This window comes from Micromonospora sp. ANENR4 (genome assembly GCF_015354395.1).
GTDB lineage: Bacteria > Actinomycetota > Actinomycetes > Mycobacteriales > Micromonosporaceae > Micromonospora > Micromonospora aurantiaca.
In genome coordinates this window covers 1-467 of the sequence record NZ_JADKYQ010000054.1, presented here as the reverse complement: position 1 = coordinate 467, position 467 = coordinate 1, and the positions used below count along the sequence as shown (strand labels likewise).

General features: G+C 72.4%; 1 pseudogene. It reads left to right on the top strand.

Annotation, left to right across the window (positions count from 1 at the left end):
- A pseudogene (locus IRY44_RS30475) lies at positions 1 to 467 on the top strand (IS21 family transposase); the annotation flags it as partial.

The following is a 467-nucleotide window of genomic DNA, read 5'->3' as shown; positions in this document are numbered from 1 at the left end:
CGGGCCAACGGCTATCTGGAGACGTCGTTCCTGCCCGGTCGCCGGTTCGGTTCACCCGGCGACTTCAACGCTCAGCTGTCCGAGTGGTTGGTGCGGGCGAACAACCGCCAGCACCGGATGTTGGGCTGTCGGCCGGTGGAGCGGTGGGACGCCGACCGGCAGGTGATGCTGCCGCTGCCGCCGGTCGCGCCGGTGGTCGGGTGGCGGCAGGCCACCCGGCTGCCCCGCGATCACTACGTCCGCTTGGACGGCAACGACTACTCGGTGCACCCGTCAGTGGCGGCCGGCGGGTCGAGGTCACCGCCGACTGCGACCACGTGACGGTGCTCTGCGACGGCCGACCGGTGGCCCGGCACGACCGTTGCTGGGCCAAGCATCAGAGCATCACCGACCCCGCCCACCGCCAAGCCGCCGCCGATCTGCGCATCGCCGCCCAACGCACCCCGACGGCCGCCGTCGACGCCCAA